At 30.7% G+C, this 7,602-nt stretch carries 6 protein-coding genes and 1 pseudogene; 2 read left to right on the top strand and 5 right to left on the bottom strand.

Translation table 11 applies throughout. The features are described from left to right. The 3 genes from J7M77_RS01170 to J7M77_RS01160 all read right to left on the bottom strand — a co-directional run. The coding region (locus J7M77_RS01170; protein ID WP_296875165.1) for an aminopeptidase at positions 1-1,175 on the bottom strand (1,175 nt) is incomplete at its 3' end. Next, entirely contained in the window at positions 1,176-3,404 is a 2,229-nt protein-coding gene (locus J7M77_RS01165) for a sel1 repeat family protein (protein WP_296875163.1), read from the bottom strand. It lies immediately after the preceding gene. Positions 3,405-3,444: 40 nt separating this feature from the next. Next, positions 3,445-3,786, bottom strand: a complete 342-nt coding sequence (locus J7M77_RS01160; RefSeq protein WP_296875162.1) for a PTS transporter subunit EIIB — start codon at positions 3,784-3,786, stop codon at positions 3,445-3,447. Positions 3,787-3,872: 86 nt separating this feature from the next. On the opposite strand from J7M77_RS01160, the gene J7M77_RS01155 reads away from it, so the two are divergent. Next, positions 3,873-5,069, top strand: coding sequence for an FtsW/RodA/SpoVE family cell cycle protein (locus J7M77_RS01155; protein WP_296875161.1), 1,197 nt, complete (start codon positions 3,873-3,875; stop codon positions 5,067-5,069). Positions 5,070-5,098: 29 nt separating this feature from the next. Here the strand turns inward: J7M77_RS01155 and J7M77_RS01150 are convergent, their stop codons facing one another. Further along, positions 5,099-5,860, bottom strand: a complete 762-nt coding sequence (locus J7M77_RS01150) for a MurR/RpiR family transcriptional regulator (protein ID WP_296875158.1) — start codon at positions 5,858-5,860, stop codon at positions 5,099-5,101. Positions 5,861-6,059: 199 nt separating this feature from the next. Here J7M77_RS01150 and J7M77_RS01145 point away from each other — a divergent pair, with 199 nt between their 5' ends. Then, on the top strand, positions 6,060-6,662 hold the full coding sequence (locus J7M77_RS01145) for a flavin reductase (protein WP_296875156.1): 603 nt from the start codon (positions 6,060-6,062) through the stop codon (positions 6,660-6,662). A 402-nt stretch (positions 6,663-7,064) separates the two neighbouring features. Here J7M77_RS01145 and J7M77_RS01140 read toward each other — a convergent pair. Then, positions 7,065-7,602 (bottom strand): annotated as a pseudogene (locus tag J7M77_RS01140) (hypothetical protein); the annotation flags it as partial.

Raw genomic sequence — 7,602 nt, 5'->3', positions numbered from 1 at the left:
CCAACGATCTTTAAATCACTAGTTCCAATCATGAAATCAACATGAGTTAATGAATCGTTTATTCCTTTTTCTAATAACTGTTCTTTATTTAGTGAAAGACCATCTTTAATACATTCACTAAAACCTTTTCCTAATGCTAAATGACAAGCAGCATTTTCATCATATAAAGTATTATAGAATAGGGTTTTTAAATTAGAAATTGGTGAATCGTATGGTACTAAAGCTATTTCACCAAGATAACGACTTCCTTCATCAATATTGATGATTGCTTCTAAAACATCTTTACCTGTTTCACAATCAAAATCAACAATTTTACCATCTTTAAATACTAATTTAAAATTATTAATTAGATTCCCATTATAATTTAATGGTAAAGAACTATAAACTACACCATTAGTTCCGTTTCGATAAGGACTAGTAAAGATTTCTTCAGTTGGAATATTTGGGAAATAATAAATTCCTTTATTAGTATAGCTGCCACCACCAGCAAAAACATATTCATCATTTAAAGTAACCGTTAAATCAGTTCCTAAAGAATTAGTATAACGTAATGTTTTTAAATTTAAATTATTTAAATAATTCACTCGTTTTTCAAAGCTGTGACGATGCTTTTGCCAAGTATCAATAGGGTCATCATCAATAACCTTGCTGGCTTTAAAAATAGCTTGCCATAATGCTGTGATTGCTTCTTGATCAGACATATCAGGATATACTTTATTAGCCCATTTTAATGAACTGGCAGCCACGATACACCAAGGATTATTACCTAGATCCATCCCATCATAAAATGGTTTACAGGCCTGATTAACTGATTTAGACCATAAAGCAATCTTTTTAGGATCAATTCCTTTTAATGCTTCAGGATTGCTGCTTTCAATAATGATAAATGCAGCATTTTCTTTAGCATAATCATTTCGAAACGAAGCAAACCAGTCAGGCACATCTGCAAATTTTTCAGTTGATAAATATTCATATTTATAGCGGGAAACCACTTCATCGCTGTAACGAACCACAACTTCACCGGCTCCTTGTAAATAAGCTTCTTTAGTTATTAAGCGTGCTAAATTAGCGTTTTCAACGGGAGCATCAATTACAACAATCTGTCCAGGCTGAACATTAACTCCAGCTTTAACAATTAATTTTGCATATTTTGATAAATTTTCTTCAAATGACATCTAATCACCCTTTCTAAGTTTTTCTTCTAATTTTTCTAATTCTTCTTTTGCATCATCAACCTTTAAATCTGCAGCTTTTTTAAAATATAAACGAGCCTTATCATAATCAACCAAAACCCCATCACCATATCCATACATATATCCTAACATAAAATTAGCATCAGGATAATCTAAAGCTGCCGCTTTAGTAAACATTTTACAAGCACTATCTTTATCAATCGTTGTGCCAATACCATAAAAGTAACAGCGTCCTAAATTATAAATAGCTGGGGGATAGTTATCATTAGCTGCTGATAAGAATAATTTAAAAGCAAAATCATGATCTTTTTGACAAGCAATTCCATTTTCAAAATAGATTCCTAAAATATTTAAAGCCGGAATATAATTAACACGGGCCGCTTTTTTTAAATATTCAAAAGCTTTAGCTACATCAGCTTTAATAACTTCTCCTTCTTCTAAATACAAAGCTAATCGATACATTGAATGATGATTATTCAAATTAGCCCCTTCCTGGTAATACTTATAGGCATGATAGTCATCATGATAATCAGGGTGATCTTCATAAATCAAACCTAAAGCATAATAAGCCATTCCATAATCTAGCTTAGCTGCCTGCAAATAATAATCAATCGCCTTTTCCATATCAATATCAACTTGATAGCCGGTTTCATAAGCTACTCCCATTTTAAATAAACCCGGTGGATAATTAGCATTAGCTGTTTGTAAATATAATTCAAAAGCTTTTTGACTATCTTGTTTTAAACCGCTTCCATGTTCATATAAATAAGCTAAATTAAAAGTAGCTCGTGAATAATCAGCCTGACTTGATAAACGATAATATTTAATTGCCTGATCAAGATTGATTTCTATGCCGATTCCCATTTCATAACAATAAGCTAAATTACACTGAGCTGGGGGATAGTCTAAATTAGCTGCTTTTAAATAAAGTGAAAAAGCCTGATGAAGATCTTGTTTTACTCCCGTTCCACTTTCATAATAATAACCTAAAGCCGTTAAAGCTTGAGCGTTATCTTGTTTACAGGCTTTTTTGTACCAGTAGACACTGCGATAAAGAGCATTTTTTATTTCAGGATGACCTTCATAAAAATAACCTAACCAAAATTGACCAGGAGCATAATTTAACCGAGCGGCTTTTAAATAATATTTTCGGGCCTGTTTCAAGTCTACTCTAGTTCCTTGTCCATGTTCATAGCAGTTAGCTAATGAAAGCAAAGCTGGTGGATAATCGTTTTTACAAGCAAACTGGTACCAGTAAATTGCTTTAAGATAATCTTGTTTTACCCCACAACCATTTTCATAACAATAACCTAAACGATGGGCACTTCGATCATGTCCTTGATTAGCCGCTTTTTGATAACAGGCAACTGCCTGTTTTAAATCTTGTTCAATTCCTTCACCAAATTCTAAACAAGTTCCAAGGCTAAACAATGCTTCATCATAACCTAGTTCGGCGGCTTCATCATAGTATGCTACTGCTTTTTCCATATCCGCTTGAACACCATGACCATATTCATAACAATACCCTAAATTACAAATAGCTCGACCATAACCGGCTTTTGCGGCCTTCTGGTATAATTCAAATGCTTTTTCTAAGTCTTTAGCACCACCAATTCCCAGCTGTAATAAATACGCTAAATTACAGCTAGCCACAATATTACCTAAATCACTAGAACGCTGATAATACTTTCTAGCTTTATCAAAATCACGCTCAACAATTATTCCCCGTTCATAGAAATAACCGAGAATACAAATACAATCACTATTATTGACAGTCTCACCTTTTTTAAAATAAGTTAACGCTTTTTGATACTCTTTTTGGTCATATAATTTCAACCCAGCTCCATAAAGCAAACTTCCATAAAACTGATTATCTTCACTTTCAATAACATTTTCTTTACAAAGCAAACATAGATCAATTCCAATAATTTCACCTTGATCATCTTCAATTAAATAATGTTCATAATCAAGATAATTAGTCTGCTTCAAATCGTTTAACTCTAACTCTACTTTTAAATTATCTAATCTATTTTCTAATTCTTTAATATCTCGATCATAGATACTAATAAGACGCATATACATCTCATGATCATCTAACCCTTGTGATTTTAATTTAATAAAAGTTTCTTTATCATCAAAGTCTATTATTTCATCAAATAACCAATGGTTAAATAATGGTTCATAATTTTTAATTCGATCTACTAAACTCATTTTTACCTCCTTAACAAAACAAGCAGATCATTCAATCTGCTTATTGTTCATTAATTACTCGAGATATTTCTTTAGAATATTTTCCTAATATCGCAGTAACCTTGTTGGTAGTTTGAACAATTCCTGATGCTCCTAAAGCTTTTAGCTTATCAACATCAACCAAATCATCGTTGTTAATAAAAAAAGTAACTTTAGAAGAAGTTGCTGTAGTTTCTTTAATATTACTTTTACCACCAACAGCTTCTATAATTTGTTTGATATCAACTGGTATATCAGCTTCAGTTATTTTTTTAGGACCTTTATTTTTCATTGATTTTATAAAAATATAAGCTAAAATAACAACTATAACAATAGCAATTAAAATATATGGTAAATAATTCATGAAAATAACCCCCTATTAATTATTGTTTAATTATAGTATACTATACCATGAATAAAAAAACTATCTTTTTTATAAGGAGGGATTTTGTGGAAGAAAAAGAAAAATCCGTAATTTGTAAACCTTTATTGTTGATAATTTTACTGCTATGTTTTATTAGCTGTTTAGGAATAAAAAGTGCTACTCCTTTAATTACCGTGGGTACTCCAAGTACCTACTGGATTAGGCAGTTAGTCTTTTATGGAATATCATTTGTTGTCATGGCTATTGTTTATAAAGTATCCAATGATCGTATTTTTTCATCGATGTGGATCATTTATGGTATCTTGATGGTTTTATTAGTGGGATTAGCGCTTGAGCATTTTCTACATACCCATTATGGTATCCAGATAGTTCCTTTGGCTAAGTTCAATAACGGAGCAACTTCCTGGTATAAATTACCTGGTTTTGACTTACAGCCATCAGAATTCATGAAAATTATCATGGTAGTAGTAATGGCTGATGTTGTTGATAAACACAACAATCAATATTTAGTACATGATTTTCATAACGATTTACTTTTAATCGGTAAGGTATTAGCGGTATCATTACCACCTTGTATTCTTGTTTATTTACAAAATGATTCCGGAGTTGTCATGATCATGTTATCTTCAATTGCTTTTATTCTCTTTATGTCGGGAATTAGAGCTGGCTGGTTTATTATTGGTGGTGTCGCTGTTGCCATCATTCTAGCGATCCTAGTTTATTTATTTATCTATCAGCACGATATTTTCTCTAGTCTTTTAGGTGGCGATCATAAACTTGGTCGAATTTATGGCTGGATCGATCCTGAAGGTACTTATAATGATCAAGGCTTCCAGTTATTTAATGCCATGCTTTCTTATGGAACAGCCGGTTTATGGGGACATGGTTTAGAAGGTGCGGTAATTTCATTGCCAGAAGCCCAAACTGACTTTATCTTTGCTGTAATTGCTTTAAGCTTTGGTTTTATTGGTGGTGCTTTTACGATTCTGGTAATTTGTATTTTCGATGCTATTATTTTAAGAATCGGATTTAGAGCTAAAAATAATCGTGATAAATATTTAACTGCCGGAATCTTTGGTTTACTTATCTTCCAGCAGGTATGGAATATTGGTATGGTTCTAGGTTTCTTTCCTATAACCGGGATCACCCTGCCGTTATTATCATACGGTGGTTCTTCATTACTATCTTATATGATTGCTATGGGAATCTTTCTTGATATGGAACGGCAGACAAGAATTATTGAAGGTAAAAAACGTTACTAAAAAGAATTGGCAATTTGCCAATTCTTTTGTTATATCAATGCGTATTCCTGGCCAATCATTCCCGCAATTAATTGCAACTGATATGGATGACTATTTAGATCCTGATACGATTTAAATGTTATCAAACCATCAACAAACTCGGGATATTTTTCTTGACTAGCACAAATAAACCAGATCTTCGGTGCAGTTAATTTTTTCTTTAAACTGCGCAAATCTTGATAGTCAAAATAAGAACCGGTATAAGAAAAAATAATGATTAAATCATCTTCGTTAGCTTGTTGAATATATTCAACTTGCTGCAAATAGGAAATATTTGTATAACTTTGTTTACCTAACATTAATAAATCTGTTTGTAAACTGATTGCTACAGCTCCGGCTTTAAGTAATCCAAAAATAGCAACTCGCTGATATTTTTGGATATCTTTACATAAACTAATTATGGCATCCATATCAACAGAAGAGGCAACCATTTTTAAACAAGCGCTTACTTTATTAGTATAATCATCTAATCTTTGTTGTTTTGATAAAGCCTGTGATTCCTGGTCAAAGTGTCTTGTTGTAGATAATAGCAGTTCTTTTAATTCTGCAAAATCTCTTAGTCCAATTTCTTTACAAAAACGAGAAATCGAAGAAATCGCTACATTACATTCCTGAGCCATTTCTTTAATTCCCATATTTTGCATCTGCTCTAAATGAGCCAAAATATAGGTAGCAATCTGACTATTAGTCGTATCCTTTTTTTCACTAGCCAATGTACTTAAAAAAACAATTGGTAATTTATCATAAATCATCTTTTATCATCCCTTTTTAATCTAATCATATTGTATCATAGATCAATTATTAAATAAGTAAAAAATAATTATATGATTGATAAATTAAAATAATCAGAAAATTATCATAACTTTTCTTAATTTAAATTTATTTTATCAATAAATATATTATTAAAATCTAAGTTTTGTTATAATATAAACGAATCAGGAGGATAATTATATGAATGAAAAAACAATGCAAAAATTAAGCTATGGATTATTTGTCTTAACATCAAATGATGGTAAAAAAGACAATGGCTGCATCATAAATACGGCTATTCAATTAACATCTGATCCTAATCGTGTAGCTATCGCAGTTAATAAAGCAAACTATAGTCACGATATTATTATGGAAACCAAGAAATTTAATCTTTCTATTTTAAATGAAGATGCTGATTTTGATTTATTTAAAAGATTTGGTTTCCAGTCTGGGCGTACTGTAAATAAGTTTGATGGTTTTTATGACTATAAAAAAGGTTATAATGAACTTCCAATTATCACTAAAGGTGTAAACAGTTATATTTCTGCCTGGGTAGAACAAACTGTCGATATTGGTACCCACACGCTATTTATCGGTGCGGTTACTGATATGGATATTTTAAATGATGTTCCATCAGCTACATACACTTATTATCATCAACATATCAAACCCCAGCCTCAAAAAACTAAAACAGCTGGTTGGCGTTGCACTGTTTGCGGATTTATTTATGAAGGTGAAGAATTACCTGAAGATTACATTTGTCCTTTATGCAAACATCCTGCTAGTGATTTTGAAAAAATCTAATTTTACTACAAAGACCCTTTTTAAGGGCCTTTTTTGTTATTATATTTAATTTTCTTAACCAGCGTAGTTAGTCAAACATTTTTAATAACATAAATAAAACTAGTCACTTTAATTAATAATTTCATATATTCTTAAAATCCACTAGCATATATTAATCTAAATTACTATTTTTTACATTATAAAATTTAATTCATTAACATGCCTGTAAAACACCACGCTGAATATTTTGTAAAACAATTATCAATTTTCCAATACCACATTATTTAATAAATTCAATATTATAGAGTCCTTACTCTATTTAAAGTAAAAAAAGATAAAAAATAAAAGAGCATTTTAAACAAGTTCTATAAACACATTTAAACGCTCTTTTTTAATAAGTTATTTCTAATTTAAAATATTATCTTAGTTACTTAACATTTTAATTAAATCAACTTCGCTAGTAATTAAATAAAAATTGTTTGCAAGATTATGTAACTGTTCTTTTGAACTACTGATAATTTTAAGTTTGGTTTCATCAGACAATTCCATTTGATTTGATAAAATATCAATGACCATTTTAGCCATTCCTGTCTTTACGCCCATTTGTGCCCCAAAATTCGTTCCTTTTTTTATTCCACGTTTCTCTCCTCGTTTTTCTCCAAATTCAATATTATCCTGTTTAAATCTATCTAACGCTTCACACATTTCAATCTCTTCTCCTTCCTTTGCTTCGATTGCAATTTCTCTTAAATTCTCACTGGCTGTTAGACTCGCTAAAATTAATAATACTTCCTTACTTACTGTCATCCCTTTTAACCTTTCTTTATCCCCTTTATATTGATACAATAACTGAACTGCTTTGATCAGCTTATAATTATCTTCTTCTTTTAATAAATGATAATCAAAATCAATAACATCAATTATATTCAATTTCCAGTTATTTATTCTCCCGTCTAAATAT

Origin of the sequence: Thomasclavelia sp. (genome assembly GCF_017889095.1) — a bacterium.
GTDB lineage: Bacteria > Bacillota_I > Bacilli_A > Erysipelotrichales > Coprobacillaceae > Thomasclavelia.
Note: the sequence above shows the minus strand (reverse complement) of the source record. Positions and strands in the feature narration are given on the sequence as shown.